At 69.6% G+C, this 15,171-nt stretch carries 16 protein-coding genes; 15 read left to right on the plus strand and 1 reads right to left on the minus strand.

Annotation, left to right across the window (positions count from 1 at the left end):
* Nucleotides 1-86 precede the first annotated feature (86 nt).
* The 4 genes from ACVBD7_RS06180 to ACVBD7_RS06195 all read left to right on the plus strand — a co-directional run bounded on the left by ACVBD7_RS06180 (nt 87) and on the right by ACVBD7_RS06195 (nt 4,773).
* A complete protein-coding gene (locus ACVBD7_RS06180; protein ID WP_458096624.1) occupies nt 87-1,514 on the plus strand; it encodes a malonyl-CoA decarboxylase in 1,428 nt (475 codons plus the stop codon).
* On the plus strand, nt 1,511-2,719 hold the full coding sequence (locus ACVBD7_RS06185) for a CaiB/BaiF CoA transferase family protein (RefSeq protein ID WP_458096625.1): 1,209 nt from the start codon (nt 1,511-1,513) through the stop codon (nt 2,717-2,719). Before ACVBD7_RS06180 ends, ACVBD7_RS06185 begins: the two co-directional genes overlap by 4 nt.
* Nucleotides 2,712-3,563: an alpha/beta fold hydrolase gene (locus ACVBD7_RS06190; protein WP_458096626.1), complete on the plus strand. Its 852-nt coding sequence runs from the start codon at nt 2,712-2,714 to the stop codon at nt 3,561-3,563. The genes ACVBD7_RS06185 and ACVBD7_RS06190 overlap by 8 nt, the downstream gene beginning before the upstream one ends.
* A gap of 76 nt (nt 3,564-3,639) precedes the next feature.
* Nucleotides 3,640-4,773: an alpha/beta hydrolase gene (locus tag ACVBD7_RS06195; RefSeq protein WP_458096627.1), complete on the plus strand. Its 1,134-nt coding sequence runs from the start codon at nt 3,640-3,642 to the stop codon at nt 4,771-4,773.
* 25 nt (nt 4,774-4,798) lie between these two features.
* Here the strand turns inward: ACVBD7_RS06195 and hemB are convergent, their stop codons facing one another.
* Nucleotides 4,799-5,794, minus strand: coding sequence for a porphobilinogen synthase (gene hemB, locus ACVBD7_RS06200; protein ID WP_458096628.1), 996 nt, complete (start codon nt 5,792-5,794; stop codon nt 4,799-4,801).
* Between the two features lie 72 nt (nt 5,795-5,866).
* On the opposite strand from hemB, the gene ACVBD7_RS06205 reads away from it, so the two are divergent.
* The 11 genes from ACVBD7_RS06205 (at nt 5,867) to ACVBD7_RS06255 (ending at nt 15,150) form a co-directional block, all read left to right on the plus strand.
* Complete coding sequence (locus ACVBD7_RS06205; RefSeq protein ID WP_458096629.1) at nt 5,867-6,691, plus strand: dienelactone hydrolase family protein; 825 nt, start codon at nt 5,867-5,869, stop codon at nt 6,689-6,691.
* A gap of 106 nt (nt 6,692-6,797) precedes the next feature.
* Nucleotides 6,798-7,256: a ribose 5-phosphate isomerase B gene (rpiB, locus tag ACVBD7_RS06210; protein ID WP_458096630.1), complete on the plus strand. Its 459-nt coding sequence runs from the start codon at nt 6,798-6,800 to the stop codon at nt 7,254-7,256.
* Entirely contained in the window at nt 7,253-8,557 is a 1,305-nt protein-coding gene (gene glyA / locus ACVBD7_RS06215; protein WP_458096631.1) for a serine hydroxymethyltransferase, read from the plus strand. The genes rpiB and glyA overlap by 4 nt, the downstream gene beginning before the upstream one ends.
* A 15-nt stretch (nt 8,558-8,572) precedes the next feature.
* Nucleotides 8,573-9,025: a transcriptional regulator NrdR gene (nrdR, locus tag ACVBD7_RS06220; RefSeq protein WP_458096632.1), complete on the plus strand. Its 453-nt coding sequence runs from the start codon at nt 8,573-8,575 to the stop codon at nt 9,023-9,025.
* Nucleotides 9,026-9,065: 40 nt separating this feature from the next.
* Nucleotides 9,066-10,157 (plus strand): bifunctional diaminohydroxyphosphoribosylaminopyrimidine deaminase/5-amino-6-(5-phosphoribosylamino)uracil reductase RibD, encoded by a 1,092-nt coding sequence (gene ribD, locus ACVBD7_RS06225; RefSeq protein WP_458096633.1) that lies wholly within the window; start codon nt 9,066-9,068, stop codon nt 10,155-10,157.
* A gap of 81 nt (nt 10,158-10,238) precedes the next feature.
* Nucleotides 10,239-10,856: a riboflavin synthase gene (locus tag ACVBD7_RS06230; protein ID WP_458096634.1), complete on the plus strand. Its 618-nt coding sequence runs from the start codon at nt 10,239-10,241 to the stop codon at nt 10,854-10,856.
* A complete protein-coding gene (ribB, locus tag ACVBD7_RS06235) occupies nt 10,853-11,986 on the plus strand; it encodes a 3,4-dihydroxy-2-butanone-4-phosphate synthase (protein WP_458096635.1) in 1,134 nt (377 codons plus the stop codon). Before ACVBD7_RS06230 ends, ribB begins: the two co-directional genes overlap by 4 nt.
* The gene (ribH, locus tag ACVBD7_RS06240) at nt 11,983-12,468 is read left to right on the plus strand and encodes a 6,7-dimethyl-8-ribityllumazine synthase (RefSeq protein ID WP_458096636.1); all 486 of its coding nucleotides are present in this window, start codon (nt 11,983-11,985) and stop codon (nt 12,466-12,468) included. The genes ribB and ribH overlap by 4 nt, the downstream gene beginning before the upstream one ends.
* Nucleotides 12,465-12,974, plus strand: a complete 510-nt coding sequence (gene nusB, locus ACVBD7_RS06245) for a transcription antitermination factor NusB (RefSeq protein WP_458096637.1) — start codon at nt 12,465-12,467, stop codon at nt 12,972-12,974. The genes ribH and nusB overlap by 4 nt, the downstream gene beginning before the upstream one ends.
* Before the next feature lie 17 nt (nt 12,975-12,991).
* Nucleotides 12,992-13,960: a thiamine-phosphate kinase gene (gene thiL, locus ACVBD7_RS06250; protein WP_458096638.1), complete on the plus strand. Its 969-nt coding sequence runs from the start codon at nt 12,992-12,994 to the stop codon at nt 13,958-13,960.
* Nucleotides 13,960-15,150 (plus strand): MFS transporter, encoded by a 1,191-nt coding sequence (locus ACVBD7_RS06255; protein ID WP_458096639.1) that lies wholly within the window; start codon nt 13,960-13,962, stop codon nt 15,148-15,150. The genes thiL and ACVBD7_RS06255 overlap by 1 nt, the downstream gene beginning before the upstream one ends.
* The last annotated feature ends 21 nt before the right edge of the window (nt 15,151-15,171 follow it).

Below are 15,171 nucleotides of genomic sequence, written 5' to 3' on the forward strand. Positions count from 1 at the left end.
GGCGCCCGAGCGGCGCCAGAGCCAACCCGGCGCGCCATAGCGCCGGAACACCATCGGCGCCCGGCAGCGCCAACCGGAGGAGACGCATGTCCGAGGCCGCGACGACGATCGAGCGCGACACCGATGAGGAGGATCCCCGTAACGAGGCCGCCCCCGCCGCCGCCCGTTCCTGGATCGAGCGCCTCTGGTCCTCCATTGCCGACCGGGGCCGCCTCTTCGCCTCCGTTCCCAGCGATTCCGTGCCTGCGCTGGACCGGGCCAAGAGCCTGGTGGAGGCGCTGCTGACCGAGCGGGGCGAGGCCTCCGGCGCGGCCGTCGCGCGCGAGGTGATGGGGGCGCTGCGCGACTTGGCGCCCGCCGACCGCGCGGCGTTCCACCTGTTCATGGCGACCGGCTTCGACCCGAAGCCGGAGCCCCTGCGCGCCGCCGCCGAGGCCTATCTCGCCGATTCCAGTTCGGCGAACGCCGCCCATCTTGCCCGCTGTGCCGAGCCGCCGCGGCAGGAGCTGCTGCGCCGAATGAACATGTCCCCGGGCGGCACCGCCTCCCTGGTGGAGCTGCGGCGCCAGCTGCTGCACGAGATCCGCGAGGAGCCGGCGCTGAAGCCGCTGGAGCAGGACCTGCACCACTTGTTTGTTTCCTGGTTCAACCGCGGCTTCCTGCAGCTTCGCCGCATCGACTGGCAGACTCCGGCCGCGGTGCTGGAGAAGATCATCCGCTACGAGGCCGTGCACGAGATTGCCGGCTGGCACGACCTGCGCCGGCGCTTGGCCGCGGACCGTCGCTGCTACGGTTTTTTCCACCCCTCCCTGCCGGATGAGCCGCTGATCTTCGTGGAGGTCGCGCTCGTCCAGGGCCTGGCGGCCGCGGTACAGCCGCTTCTGGATGCCGAGGGTGAAGCAGGTGCGGAGGCCCGTGCGGCGGAAGCGGACACGGCCATCTTCTACTCCATCTCCAACTGCCAGGAGGGGCTGCGCGGCATCTCCTTCGGCAACTTCCTGATCAAGCAGGTGGTGGAAGATCTGAAGGCGGAGCTGCCGCAGCTCACCCGCTTCTCCACCCTCTCGCCAATCCCGGGCTTCCGTCGCTGGATGGAACGCCGCATGGCTGACGGGCTGGTGGACAACGAACTCGCCCTGCCGCTCTCCGAGCCGGGCTGGTGGCAGGATCCGGCGCGGGCAGAGGCGCTGCGCGGGCCGCTCATGCGCCTCTGCGCCGAGTACCTGACCAATCCTGGCGACCGCCTGGATTCGGTCGCTCGCTTCCACCTCGGCAACGGCGCCCGGCTGGAGCGCATCAACTGGCTCGGCAACACCGCGCCCCGCGGCATGCAGGAATCTCACGGACTGATGGTCAATTACCTTTACGATCGCGACGAGATCGAGCGGAACCACGAAGCCTTCGCGCGCGGCGGCACGGTGGTGCGCTCCGGCGCCGTGGACGCATTGCTGATCCCCGGCAAGGCTGTGCCTGCGAAGAAGCCACGCAGCCCGGCCAAGGTTCCTGGCGCATGACGGCACCTTTCGCACCCGGAGCGCTGAACGGCCTGAAGGTGCTCGACCTCACCCGCGTACTGGCCGGGCCGACCTGTACGCAGATGCTGGGCGATCTCGGCGCCGAGGTGATCAAGATCGAGCGTCCTGGTGCCGGCGATGACACGCGCGGTTTCGCGCCTCCCTATGTGCCGCGCACGACCGAGAGCGCGTATTTCATCGGCGTGAATCGCAACAAGAAATCGGTGACTCTGGATATTGCGAAGCCCGAGGGGCAGGCGATTATCCACAAGCTGCTCGCCGAATGCGACATCCTCGTCGAGAATTTCAAAGTGGGTGCTCTGGCTAAATACGGCCTTGGCTGGGACGAGCTGAAGGGCCGCTATCCCCGGCTCATCTATTGCTCCATCACCGGCTTCGGCCAGACCGGCCCCTATGCGCCGCGACCGGGCTATGACGCGCTTATCCAGGCGATGGGCGGCGTCATGTCCCTTACCGGCGACATCGAGGGCGAGCCGCAGAAAGTTGGCGTTCCCGTCGCGGATCTCTTCTCCGGTCTTTACGGCTGCATTGGTGTTCTGGCCGCGGTGAACCACCGTCACGCGACGGGGCAGGGGCAGCGCATCGATATCGGCATGCTCGACACGAGCGTGGCTTGGCTCGCCAACCAGGCGTCGAACTTCCTGGCATCCGGCGAGAACCCAAAGCGCCTGGGAAACCAGCACCCCAACATTGTGCCCTATCAGGTGTTTCCGAGCAGCGACGGCTACATCGTCCTCTCCGTGGGCAACGACCCGACCTTCGAGCGCTTCTGCAAGCTGACGGGCCAGGAGGCTCTGCTGGCGGATGACCGCTTCGCAACCAACGCGGCGCGCGTGGCGAACCGGCAGCTCGTCACCGACACGCTCACCCCCGTGATGCGCTCCCGCACCACAAAGGAATGGGTAGCCGTGCTGGAGCAGGCGAAGATCGGTTGCGGGCCGATCAACACGCTGAAGGACGTGTTCGAGGACCCGCAGGTGCAGGCCCGCGAGGTCATCGTTGAGATGAATCACGCGAGCGGCGAGACAGTGCAGGTGATCGCCAACCCCGTGCGCCTCTCCGCCACCCCGCCGAGCTATCGCAGCGCCGCGCCCGTGCTCGGCCAGCACACGGAAGAGGTGCTGTCGCGCCTGGGCCTTTCGGCCGAGGATGTGGCGAAGCTGCGGGATGCCGGGATTGCGTGAGGGCCTGACACCCCGCCCAGGCGCCTTCCGCTGCGGCGTCGGGCCGTTCAAGGCAACCTTGCGCTGGGTGGAATGGGGGCCTGTGGACGGCGTGCCCGTCGTGTGCGTCCACGGCCTTACGCGCAATGGGCGGGACTTCGACGCGCTGGCACTGCATCTCGCCCGGCGCGGCCGGCGAGTGATCTGCCCGGATGTCTTCGGCCGCGGCTTCAGTGACTGGCTTCCGGACGGCAAGCTCTATGCCGTGCCCACCTACGCGCTCGCCTTCCAGCAGTTCCTGGCGCAGCTGCCGCAGCCCTTCGATTGGGTCGGCACCTCGATGGGCGGGCTGATCGGCATTGCTGTTTGCGCCATGCCGGGTGCCGCGCCGCGCCGGATGGTGCTGAACGACATTGGCCCATTCCTGCCGGCCTCCGCCCTCAGGCGCATCGCGGCCTATCTTGGCATGACGCATGACTTCGCATCGATGGACGAGGTGGAGACGCATCTGCGCCTGGTCCATGCCGGCTTTGGGGAGCTGCCGGATGCCGCTTGGCGGCACATGGCCGAGACCAGCGCGCGCCGCACGCCGGCGGGCCGCCTCGTGCTGCATTACGACCCGGCGATCGCCGCCCCGATGAACAGCACCGCGATCTCGGACATCGATCTCTGGCCGGTGTGGGAGAAGCTGTCGCTGCCCATCCTCGTTCTGCGCGGCGCGGAAAGCGATCTGCTGGACGAGGCCACTGCCGCCACGATGGCGTCGCGCCCGGAGACGCAGCTCGTCACCATCCCGCGCTGCGGCCATGCCCCGGCCTTGATCGACGCGGCGCAGACCGGCCCGATCGTCGCGTTCCTCTCCTGAGGGAGGACGGCAACCCCCTGGCAAGAACGAGCGTTCCAGGCCCCAGTGCCCGTCCGGCACTGTGGAGATTCCCCATATGACAACCCTTTCGCGCCGCGGGGCGCTGATACTGCCGCTCGGCCTCGCCGCTTTCACCGCTGCCTGCGTGCAGCCGCCTTCCAACGCCGTGATGCCCGCGGACCCGACCGGCCGTGCGGACCCCGAGATGCGCGCCCTGCTGGAGACCATGGGCCGGCTCGGCATCCAGCCTTTCGAGGCGTTGAGTGTCGCCCAGGCGCGCCGCCAGCCCTCCTTCGCCGATGCCGTTCGCGCGCGCGCGCTGGAGATGGCCAACACCAATCCTCAGCGCGTGATTGGCAGCCAGGAGGACATGACCCTCTCGACGCTGCCGAACCCGCTCGTCGCACGTCTGTACCGCCCGATTCCCGCGAACAATGCACCGCTGCCGCTGATCGTGTACTTCCATGGCGGCGGCTGGGTGGTGGCGAATATCGACACCTATGATGCCTCCGCCCGCGCGCTCTGCGTGGAGACCGGCGCGCTGGTGCTGTCGATCAACTACCGCCAGGGCCCGGAATTCCGTTTCCCCTCCGCGCATGACGACGCCAACGTCGCATATGCCTGGGCCGTCCGGAATGCCGCGACGCTGAACGCCGATCCGAACCGGATCGTGCTGGCCGGCGAGAGCGCGGGCGGCAACCTGGCGATCAATGCCGCCATCTACGCCCGGGACTCCGGCCTGCCTGCCCCGCGCGCGATGGCGCTGATCTACCCGGTGGCCGGCACGGACCTGACCACGCCGTCCTACAACGACTTCGCGGTTGCGAAGCCCTTGAGCAAGGCGTCGATGCAGTGGTTCGTGCAGAACTACACGCGCGGCCCGCAGGACCTGCAGGACCCGCGGCTTGACGTGTATCGCCGGGCCGAGCTGGCCGGACTGCCGCCCACCATCATCGTCAATGCCGAGATCGATCCGCTGCAATCGGATGGCGAGCTGCTGGCGGCTCGGCTCACGGCAGCCGGTGTGCCGGTGAATCGCCGACTCTACCCCGGCGTGACGCATGAGTTCTTCGGGGCCGACGCGGTGTTGAGCAAGGCGAAGGATGCGCAGTCCTTCGTCGGCGGCGAGCTTCGGCGCATCATGGCCGGTCCTGCCGCGATGGCGCCTGCACCGCGTGGCCGTCGCCCGATGCGGCGTCCGGAGATGTAGCGCTGGGAGCGTCCTGCGCGCCGGCTCAGCCGGCGCGCAGGCGCATCGCGGCATCGACCGCGAAATAGGTGAGCACACCGTCGGCACCCGCGCGGCGAAAAGCCATGAGGCTCTCCATCATCGCGCGCTCGCGGTCGATCCAGCCGTTGCGCGCCGCGGCCTCGATCATCGCGTACTCGCCGCTCACCTGGTAGGCGAAGGTCGGCACGCGGAACCTGTCCTTCACGCGGCAGATGATATCGAGATAGGGCATCCCGGGCTTCACCATCACCATGTCCGCGCCCTCCGCGATGTCCGCCGCCACCTCGCGGAGTGCCTCGTCCGAGTTGGCGGGGTTCATCTGGTATGTCTTCTTGTCGCCCTTCAGCGCACCGCCCGAACCAACCGCATCCCGGAACGGCCCGTAGAAGGCGGAGGCGTATTTGGCCGAGTAGGCCATGATCCGCGTGTGGATCAGCCCCTTGGCATCCAGCGCTGCCCGGATCGCGCCGACCCGCCCGTCCATCATGTCTGAGGGGGCAATAATCCCGATCCCGGCCTCCGCCTGAAGCACCGCCTGCGCGACCAGCACCTCCAGTGAATCGTCGTTATGGACGTAGCCGTCGCGGATCACGCCGTCATGCCCGTGGTCCGTGTAGGGATCGAGCGCCACGTCCCCAACCAGCGCCAGATCGGGGAAATCCCGCGTTAGCTGCCGCGCGGCGCGGCACATCAGGTTCTCCGGATTTTTCGCCTCCGTCCCTTCGGCATCCTTCTTCCCGGCCGGCGTCGCCGGGAACAGCGCGACGGCCGGGATGCCCAGCGCCGCCGCTGGCCCGACATGGTCCGACAACCGGTCTAGCGACACGCGCCGCACCCCGGGCATGGAGGCCACCTCCTGGTTCTGTCCCTCGCCCTCGACGACGAAAATCGGCCAGATCAGGTCGTCGACCGAGAGCCGGTTCTCCGCCACCAGCCGGCGCGTGGCGTCGTCCAGCCGGTTGCGGCGGGGGCGGGAGATGGGGAAGGCGGGCTGGGTCATGCCCGCCTTTCTCGCGCTATCACGCTGCGTCGCCAAGCCGAAACCCGGGCAGGGGAGGGGCGCTGGAAGGGCATGAAGTGGCTCGCCCCGTTCGCGCTCCTTGCCGCTGTACCCGCCTCTGCCGCGGAGCCCGTGACCATCCCGGGCCCCGGCGGCGTGGCGTTGCGAGAGCTTCTCGTCCGGCCGGATGGAGCCGCGCACGGCACTCCGGTTATCGCCCTCCATGGCTGCGGCGGACTCGGCGGCCCCGGCGCGCCACTGTTCCTGCTGGCGCGCGAGGCAGATTGGGCCGCCCGGCTCGCCGCCCTGGGCCACCCCGTCCTGTTCCCCGACAGCTTTGGAAGCCGTGGCGTGACCCAGGTCTGTTCGGGCGGCGAGAAGGGCATCCTGCCCGAGACGACCCGCCGCGCCGATGCCCATGCAGCGGCTGCCTGGGCTGCCACCCAATCCTGGAGCCTGCCAGGTGGGGCCCTGCTAATGGGCTGGTCGCACGGCGGCAGCACCGCCCTCGCCGCCATCGGCCAGCCCGTGCCTCCGGGCCTGCTGCGGGGTGCCGTCGCTCTCTATCCCGGCTGCGCCCGCCCCGGGCAGCAACCCCCGCGTTGGCACCCGGCCGCGCCGGTGCTGATGCTGCTCGGCGGCGCCGATGACTCGACCCCGCCCGGCCCGTGCCGTCTTGCCGCCCAGCGGGCCCTCCCTGCGCCAGTCGAACTGGTGGAGTACCCCGGTGCGCCGCACGGCTTCGATCAGCCTGGGATGCCGCAGCGCACGCTTTCGGGGCTGGACATGACGGCGCAGGGCGATGGTACCGCCCGCATGGGACTGGACCCAGCGGCGCGCGAGGACGCCCTGCGCCGCGTCCCGGCCTTCCTCACCGCCAACGCCGCACCTCGCTAGGCCAATCCGCCGGACCGAAAGGCCGGGAGGCCATGCATGGCCGACCCGCCCCCAAGGATTAGCGGCACCGTTCCACCCTTGCCCCCAGCCGTGGTAGAGCGCGGCCATGACTGCCCCCCTCACCATCGCCCTTGGCGGCGACCATGCCGGCCTCGCGCTGAAGGCAACCCTTCGCCAGGCGCTCGAGGAATCCGGCCACTCCGTGCTCGACATGGGCACGCACAGCACGGAAAGCGTGGATTATCCCGACTTCGGCCATGCGGTGGCGGAGGCCGTGCAGGCCGGCCGCGCCCGCTACGGCGTGCTCGTCTGCGGCACGGGAATCGGCATCTCCATCGCGGCCAACCGGTCCCCCGGTATCCGCTGCGCCCTGGTGCATGACGTGACCGGCGCCCGGCTGTCCCGCGAGCACAACGACGCCAATGTCATCGCTTTCGGCGCCCGGATGATTGGCCCCGAGCCCGCGCTGGAGGCCCTTCGCGCCTTCCTCGCCACCCCCTATGCCGGCGGCCGCCATGACCGCCGGGTCCTGAAGCTCTCACCGGACTGGACCCGCACGCCATGAACGAACAGTCGCCCGCCGCCAGCACGGACCGCTTCTTCAACGCCCCTCTGGCCGAGATCGACCCCGAGATCGCCGACATCATTGGCCGCGAGCTGGTGCGCCAGCAGGACGGCATTGAGCTGATCGCCTCCGAGAACATCGTCTCCCGCGCCGTTCTCGAGGCCCAGGGCTCGGTCCTGACGAACAAGTACGCCGAAGGCCTGCCGGGCAAGCGCTACTACGGCGGCTGCGAGATTGTGGACTTGGCCGAGACCCTGGCGATCGAGCGCGCCAAGAAGCTGTTCGGCTGCGGCTTCGCCAATGTGCAGCCCCATTCCGGCGCCTCGGCCAATGCGGCGGTGTTCTTCGCCCTGCTGCAGCCCGGTGACACCTTCATGGGCCTGGACCTCGCCGCCGGCGGGCATCTGTCCCATGGCTCGCCCGTCAATCTCTCGGGCAAGTGGTTCAAGGTCGCTCCTTATACGGTGCGCCAGGAAGACCAGCGGATCGACATGGAGGAGGTTGCCCGCATCGCGCGGGAGAGCCGCCCGAAGCTGATCATCGCCGGCGGCTCCGCCTATGCCCGCGAATGGGATTTCCCCCGCTTCCGCGAGATCGCGGACGAGGTGGGAGCCCTGTTCCTCGTCGATATGGCCCATTTCGCCGGGCTCGTTGCGGGCGGCGCGCACTCCTCGCCCTTCCCGCACGCCCATGTCGTCACCACCACCACCCACAAGACCCTTCGCGGCCCGCGCGGCGGCATGATCCTCACCAATGACGAGGCGATCGCGAAGAAGCTGAACTCAGCGGTCTTCCCGGGCACCCAGGGTGGGCCGCTGATGCATGTCATCGCCGCCAAGGCGGTCGCCTTCGGCGAGGCGCTGCGTCCGGACTTCCGCAGCTACGCCCGCGCTATCGTGGACAACGCCCGCGCGCTCGCGGACACGCTGCGGGATGGCGGCTTCGGACTGGTCACGGGTGGCACCGACAACCACCTCGTTCTGGTCGATCTCCGCCCGAAAAACCTCACCGGCAAGGCCGCCGAGGGGGCGCTGGGCCGTGCCCATCTCACGGTGAACAAGAACGCCATCCCCTTCGATCCGGAGAAGCCCTTCGTCACCTCCGGCGTCCGCCTGGGCTCCCCCGCAGCCACCTCCCGCGGCTTTGGGGAGGCGGAGTTCCGCGAGGTTGGGCGCCTTATCGGCCAGGTGCTGGACGGTCTGTCCCGCTCCAACTCGCCCGAGGGCAACGAGGCCGCGGAACGCGCTGCGGGCGAGGCGGTTCACGCCCTTTGCGCCCGCTTCCCGATCTACCGCAGCTAAGATTGCCCAGACCGGATGCGCTGCCCCTTCTGCCAGTCCGAGGACACGCAGGTGAAGGACAGCCGTCCGGCCGAGGACGGTGCGGCCATTCGGCGGCGCCGCTCCTGCAATGCTTGCGGCGCCCGCTTCACCACCTTCGAGCGCGTGCAGCTGCGCGAGCTGACGGTGGTGAAGTCCGACGGCCGGCGCGTCGCCTTCGACCGCGAGAAGCTCGGACGCTCCATCCGCGTGGCCCTGCGCAAGCGCCCGGTCAACGAGGACCAGGTGGAGCGCATCGTCTCCGGCATCCAGCGCCGCCTGGAATCCGAGGGCACGGAGGAGCTGACCTCCCGTGATATCGGCCATCGCGTGATGGAGGTGCTGCGGGAGCTGGACCCCGTCGCCTATGTGCGCTTCGCCAGCGTCTACCAGAACTTCCGTGACGCGCGGGACTTCCACGCCTTCCTGGGCTCCCTGGACAACGGCTGACGGGCGGCGCAAACGGCCTGCCGTGTCGGATCTTGAGCATATGCGTGGGGCGCTCGCGCTGGCCTCGCGGGGCCTGGGCAACACCTGGCCTAACCCTTCCGTCGGCTGCGTCATCGTCCGGGACGGGCGTGTCGTCGGCCGCGGCCACACCCGCCCGGGTGGCCGCCCGCATGCGGAGACGGAGGCGCTGCGTGCCGCCGGCGTGAACGCGCGCGGCGCCACCGCCTATGTCACCCTTGAACCCTGCTGCCACTGGGGCCGCACGCCGCCCTGCACCGACGCCCTGATCGCATCCGGCGTCTCCCGCGTGGTGGTCGCGCTCCGCGATCCCGATCCGCGCGTGGACGGCATCGGCCTCAAGCGCCTGCGGGATGCGGGGATCGATGTGGAAGTCGGGCTGCTGGAGGGCGAGGCGCGCCGGGTGAATGCCGGTTTCGCCAAGCGCCTGGAACGCGGCCTGCCCATGGTGACGGTGAAGCTCGCCACGACGCTGGACGGCCGCATCGCCACCCGCACCGGCGAGAGCCAGTGGATCACCGGCCCAGAGGCGCGGCGCATCGCCCACGCCCTGCGCGGCAGCCACGATGCCGTCATGGCCGGCAGCGGCACCTTGCTGGCAGACGACCCCGAGTTGACCTGCCGGCTGCCCGGCTATGCCCCCGTGCCCACTGTTCGGGTGATCGCCGATGCGCGCCTCCGCACCCCGCTCGGCGCGCGGCTGTTCAACGCCGAAGCGCCAGCCTGGATCGCCACCCGGCAGGGCCACGACCCTGCCGCCCTGGCGGCGCTGGAGCAGCGCGGTGCCGAGTTCATCGAGGTGCCGCCCGCGCCGGCTGGCGGGCTGGAGCCCGAGCCTCTTTTGCGCGCGCTGGCCGCCCGCGGCATCACCCGGGTGATGGTCGAGGGCGGCGCGGTGCTCGCGGCCTCCTTGATGCGGGCCGGGCTGGTGGATCGGCTAGCCTGGTTCGTCGCACCCTCCCTGATCGGTGGGGATGGGCTGTCCGGCTTTGAATCCCTTGGTGTGGATAGCTTGGCTGACATGCCTCGTCTGACGATCACCGGACGCCGGCCCGCGGGCGATTGCTGGCTGGTCGAGGCCGACATCTTTCCACCCCGGGCCTTGCCGGGCTGACCCGCGCCGTCTCCCCCTTGTCACAAGGCGCCCCGCGCGCCATCCCCTGCTGCGCAACAACCTCCCCGGACGGAAGCCCCCGTGTTCACCGGCATCGTTACCGCCATCGGCACGATCCGCAGCCTGTCCCCGATCGGGGCGGGGCAGGACATGCGCGTTGCCATTGCTACTCCGCCGGGCTGGCTGGAGGGGGTGGCGATCGGTGCCTCCATCTGCTGCTCCGGCTGCTGTCTCACGGTTGTCTCCCTCGGGCAGGACCTGTTCGAGGTGGAGATCTCCGCCGAAAGCCTCTCCCGCACCACGCTGGGCGGCTGGGCGGAGGGCACCCGGATCAATCTCGAGCGGTCCCTGCGCATGGGCGACGAGATGGGCGGCCATGTCGTGTCGGGCCATGTGGACGGGGTGGCCGAGGTGCTCTCCATCACGCCTGAGAACGGGTCCCACCGCTGGCTCTTCCAGCTGCCGCCCGCCCTGGCTCGCTTCGTGGCCGAGAAGGGCAGCATCACCATCGATGGTGTCTCCCTTACGGTGAATGCGGTGGAAGGAGAAACCTTCGGGGTTAATCTCATCCCCCACACCACCGAGGTGACGGCGCTCGGCACCCTGACGCCGGGCGGGCGGGTGAACATCGAGATCGACATGCTGGCGCGCTACGTCGCCCGGCTCCGCAGCTTCGAGACGGGGGAGTCGCCGGCATGAACGTCCAGGCCCGCACCACCAGCTTCGCCGACTTCATCAGCCCCACCGAGGAACTGCTGGAGGAGGCCCGCCGCGGCCGCATGTTCATTCTGGTGGATGATGAGGACCGGGAGAATGAGGGCGACCTCGTCATCCCCGCCCAGTTCGCCACCCCCGACGCCGTCAACTTCATGGCCCGCCACGCCCGCGGCCTGATCTGCCTGGCGATGACCCGCGGGCGGGTGGAGCAGCTCGGCCTCCCTCTCATGGCGCAGTCCAACGGCACCCGGCACCAGACCGCCTTCACCGTCTCCATCGAGGCGCGTGACGGCGTGACGACCGGTATCTCCGCCGCCGACCGCGCCCGGACGGTGGCGGTGGCGATCAACCCCGAGATGGGGCGCGAGCACATCGTCACCCCCGGCCATGTTTTCCCGCTGGTGGCGCGGGAGGGCGGCACCCTGGTGCGCGCCGGCCATACGGAGGCGGCGGTGGACTTCTCCCGCCTCGCCGGGCTGAACCCCGCGGGCGTGATCTGCGAGATCATGAACGACGACGGCTCTATGGCCCGGATGCCGGACCTCGTCTCCTTCGCTCAGCACCACGGGCTGAAGCTCGGCACGATCGCCGACCTGATCGCCCATCGCCGCCGCACCGAGCGCCTGGTGCGCCGCGTGGAGGAAGGCATGCTGGAGGACGCGCCTGGCGGCCCCTGGCGCGTGGTCATCTATGCGAACACCCTGGAATATGGGGAACACCTCGCGCTGGTGCGCGGTGACCTCACCCGGCCCGGCCCGGTGCCGGTGCGTGTCCATGCTGTGAACCTGCTGTCCGACATCACCGGCCGGAACGGCCCGAAGGACCTGCACGACGCCATGGAGGAGATCGCGCGCGAGGGCCGCGGCGTGGTGGTGCTCATCCGCGACGTGAAGCCCGATGCCCTATCCGCCCGCGTCCGCGCCGGGCGCGAGAAGGCGGCGCCCGAGCTGCGCGACTACGGCATCGGCGCCCAGATCCTGTCCGATCTCGGGGTGCGGGAGATGATCCTGCTCTCCAACCATCCTCGCCCCGTGGTGGGCCTTGAAGGCTACGGCCTGACCATCACCAATATCCGCCCCATCGGAGGCGCCCCCATGGAGGAGCAGACGTGAGCACTGCCGACGCCCCGCTTCGTGCTGCCCCCGAGCTCTCCGGCCTGCCCCCGCGCGTGCTGGTGATCCAGGCGCCCTATTACGCGGATGTGGTGGGCGGCATGGTGGACGGCGCGCTCGCCGTTCTCGCCGGTATCGGCGCGGAGGCCGAGGTCGTGGACGTTGCCGGCGCCTTCGAGCTGCCGGCCGCCCTGCGGCTGGCCACCCGTACCGGGCGGTATGATGGCTATCTCGTCTTCGGCTGCGTGGTGAAGGGCGAGACGGACCACTACGACCACATCTGCCGGGAAGCTTGCCGCGGCGTGATGGACATCACCGTGGAGACGGGCGCGCCGGTCGGCTTCGGCCTGCTGACCGTCCACACTCTCGAACAGGCCATCGCCCGCTCCTCGCCCGACCGCCACAACAAGGGCGTGGAGGCCGCGAACGCCATGATCGGCCAGATTGCGCTGACCCGACGTTTCGCGGAGACGGACGCATGAGCCAGGCTCCCAAACGCAATCCGCGGCCGAATACCGGCCGGCCCCGCACCGGCGCGCGCGTAGCCGCGGTGCAGGCCCTGTTCCAGTCCGAGGCCGGGGGCGAGAGCGCCGAGACGGTGATCGACCAGTTCGTCCGCCACCGGATCGGCACGCTGGGGAGCGATGCCGGCTACGAGGACGGCCGTGTCCCGCAGGCCGACGTGCCTCTGTTCAGCAAGATCGTCCGCGGTGCTGCGACCAATTCCGAGACGATCGACGCCGCCATCTCCGCCCAGCTCTCCGCCAACTGGACGCTGGAGCGGCTGGATCCCGTGCTGCGCGCCCTGCTGCGCGCCGCCGCCACCGAGTTCTGGGGCGCCGCCGACACCCCCGCCCGCGTGGTGATCAACGAGTACATGGACATCGCCCACGGCTTCTTCGACGGCGAGGAGCCGCGCTTCGCCAATGGCGTGCTCGACTCCCTCGCCCGCCAGATGCGCGGCGAGGAGTTCCAGCCCAAGCCCTGACCAGGGGCGATGAGCGCGTGAGCCTTCCCGCCGAATTCGCGCTGATCGCCCGGCACTTCCGCGGGCTGGCGGGGGAGGGGGCGCTCGACCTGTCGGACGACGCCGCGCTACTCACCCCGCCCGCTGGGCGGGAACTGGTCCTGGCCGCCGACGCCATGGTCGAGGGCGTGCACTACCTGCCAGACGACCCACCGGATACTATTGGCCGCAAGCTGCTGCGGGTGAACCTCTCGGACCTTGCGGCCATGGGCGCCGAACCGCTCGCCTATCTCATGACCACCGCCCTGCCGCCCGGCACCGGGCCGAAGTGGCTGGAGGGCTTCGCTGCAGGTCTGGCCGAGGACCAAGGGAAATTCGGGATCCATGTGCTGGGTGGCGACACGGTCTCTATCCCCGGCCCGGCCTGCCTGTCCCTCACCATCATCGGCACGGTCCCGCCCGGTCAGGCCCTGCGCCGGGCGGGCGCCCGTCCTGGGGATGACCTCTGGGTCTCTGGCACGATCGGCGACGGGGCACTGGGCCTTGCGGTGCTGCAGGGCCGCGCCCCGGCCGATGCGGAAGGCCATCTGGCCCGGCGCTACCGACTGCCGGAGCCGCGGCTTGCGCTGGGAGTCGCACTGAGGGGCATTGCGCGATCGGCGATGGATGTTTCGGACGGACTGGCCCAGGATCTCGGCCATCTCTGCCGCGCCGCAGGGATCGGCGCCGTGCTGGAACTTGCCAGCCTCCCGCTCTCCCCCGCCGCGGCCTCCATCCTGGCCGACGACCCTTCCTGGCTCCCCCGGCTCGCCACTGGAGGGGATGATTACGAGCTGCTTTTCGCTGCCAGTCCCGCTGACGCCCTCCGCATCGATGCCGCTGCCCTTGCAGCGAACACACGAGCCACGCGTATCGGGCGCTTCACGGATGGCCCGCCCGAGGTCACGGTGATGGGAAGTGAGGGCAGGGCCATGATCCTGCCCCAGGGGGGATGGAGCCACTTCTGATGTCAGCGACCACCGCCGACCTGCGTGCCGACACCGCAATGCGCCGCAATGTCCGGCTGCTTTTTCTTTGCCAGGCGCTGATGAATTCCGCGGTTGTCGGCCAGGCCACCATGGGCGCACTGATCGGCTACAGCCTCGTGGAGAACAAGTCGCTCGCCACTCTGCCCATGGCGCTGCAGATGCTGGCGACCATGGCTGCGTCCATCCCCGCCGGCATCGTCTTCGCCCGGCTCGGGCGGCGCGCAGGCTTCATGCTGGGGGCCACGGGCAGTCTGCTGGGCAGCCTCACCTTCGCGTTTGGCGTCTGGCAGGCGAGTTTCCCGATATACTGCCTCGCCGCGATTCCCGCGGGCCTGGGCTTCGGCATCGCCCAGCACTACCGCTTCGCGGCGGCCGAGGTCGCCACTCCCTCCTACCGGCCCAAGGCCATCGCGATGGTCATGGCCGGCGGCGTCATTGCGGCGGCGCTTGGGCCGGAGCTGGTCAAGCACAGCCGGGACCTGCTCGCGCCCTCGCTCTTCCTCGGTACCTATCTCATCCTCGCCATCGCACCGATCGTCTGCATGTCGATCCTGCAGGTGGTGACGCTGCCGCCGGCCCCGTCCCGGGCCGATGTGGCAACGCCGGTCATGGAGATCGTGTCCCGCCCGGCCTTCATCACCGCCGCGCTGACCGGATCGGTCGCCTATGGCGTGATGAACCTGCTGATGACCTCGACACCGCTCGAGATGATGCTCTGCGGCTATGATATCGCCGCCAGCGCCTCCGTTATCCAGGTGCATGCGATCGCCATGTTTGCCCCGGGCTTCGTCACGGGCCGGCTGATTGCGCGTTTCGGAGCCCGACCGGTGATTCTGGCGGGGCTGGCGCTGAACGCCATCTGTGTCGCGGTCGCGCTGACGGGCAAGGAGTTTCACCAGTTTTCGGTGGCGCTGGTTGCGCTCGGGCTTGGCTGGAACTTCATGTTCACCGGCGCCACCACCCTGCTCGCGGAGGCCCACAGCCCCGCGGAGCGTGTCCGTGCCCAGACGGCAAACGACTTTATCGTCTTCGGCACGGTGGCCTGCACCGCATTCGGCTCCGGCCTGCTCCATGCCGCAAGCGGCTGGAACCTGCTGAATATCCTGGTGCTGCCCGCGCTGCTGCTGGCGCTCTGGCGGCTGGCGCGGAGCCCCGCGCGGCTGGCCTGAGCACCGGCGCGCCCGAGCAAC

The sequence above is a fragment of the Roseomonas sp. WA12 genome (assembly GCF_054165765.1).

What these genes read in the sequence shown, in the direction of transcription:
- ACVBD7_RS06180 (WP_458096624.1), top strand. Translation starts at nt 87, where the DNA reads ATGTCCGAGGCCGCGACGACGATCGAGCGCGACACCGATGAGGAGGAT.
- ACVBD7_RS06185 (WP_458096625.1), top strand. Translation starts at nt 1,511, where the DNA reads ATGACGGCACCTTTCGCACCCGGAGCGCTGAACGGCCTGAAGGTGCTC.
- ACVBD7_RS06195 (WP_458096627.1), top strand. Translation starts at nt 3,640, where the DNA reads ATGACAACCCTTTCGCGCCGCGGGGCGCTGATACTGCCGCTCGGCCTC.
- hemB (WP_458096628.1), bottom strand. Translation starts at nt 5,794, where the DNA reads ATGACCCAGCCCGCCTTCCCCATCTCCCGCCCCCGCCGCAACCGGCTG.
- ACVBD7_RS06205 (WP_458096629.1), top strand. Translation starts at nt 5,867, where the DNA reads ATGAAGTGGCTCGCCCCGTTCGCGCTCCTTGCCGCTGTACCCGCCTCT.
- rpiB (WP_458096630.1), top strand. Translation starts at nt 6,798, where the DNA reads ATGACTGCCCCCCTCACCATCGCCCTTGGCGGCGACCATGCCGGCCTC.
- glyA (WP_458096631.1), top strand. Translation starts at nt 7,253, where the DNA reads ATGAACGAACAGTCGCCCGCCGCCAGCACGGACCGCTTCTTCAACGCC.
- nrdR (WP_458096632.1), top strand. Translation starts at nt 8,573, where the DNA reads ATGCGCTGCCCCTTCTGCCAGTCCGAGGACACGCAGGTGAAGGACAGC.
- ribD (WP_458096633.1), top strand. Translation starts at nt 9,066, where the DNA reads ATGCGTGGGGCGCTCGCGCTGGCCTCGCGGGGCCTGGGCAACACCTGG.
- ribB (WP_458096635.1), top strand. Translation starts at nt 10,853, where the DNA reads ATGAACGTCCAGGCCCGCACCACCAGCTTCGCCGACTTCATCAGCCCC.
- nusB (WP_458096637.1), top strand. Translation starts at nt 12,465, where the DNA reads ATGAGCCAGGCTCCCAAACGCAATCCGCGGCCGAATACCGGCCGGCCC.
- ACVBD7_RS06255 (WP_458096639.1), top strand. Translation starts at nt 13,960, where the DNA reads ATGTCAGCGACCACCGCCGACCTGCGTGCCGACACCGCAATGCGCCGC.